This window comes from Dellaglioa sp. CoH-56-MRSF-13 (assembly GCF_056782095.1).
Genome location: NZ_JBXAYC010000141.1, coordinates 1 through 299 on the forward strand (window position 1 = coordinate 1; position 299 = coordinate 299).

Below are 299 nucleotides of genomic sequence, written 5' to 3' on the forward strand. Positions count from 1 at the left end.
GTGTAGACTACGAGTCCGGTGGCGATCTGACAAGAACCATTACGCTAGGGTTCTCATTTGATCCAGCCGACTGTCATGGTGAGGATTTGGCATTTGCTTTCCGAAAGGCAATTCGGAAAGCAAAAAGCGATGGTCGCTGCATAGCCATCAATGTCATGCACCGAGCGGAAATTGGTAATGCGGCGTGCGTAGCATCGTACGGAGCTGTGTCATACGTAGACAAAATTGTTGGGCATCGCGTCGAACACGAAGTGAATGGCACCAGCCGGGTCTATGTGATTTTGAAATACACGGGAGGC

General features: G+C 50.5%; 1 protein-coding gene. It reads left to right on the forward strand.

Translation table 11 applies throughout. The features are described from left to right. Positions 1-299, forward strand: a 299-nt coding sequence (locus tag AC1RP1_RS08225) for a hypothetical protein (RefSeq protein WP_481762756.1), incomplete at both ends; no start/stop codon positions are given.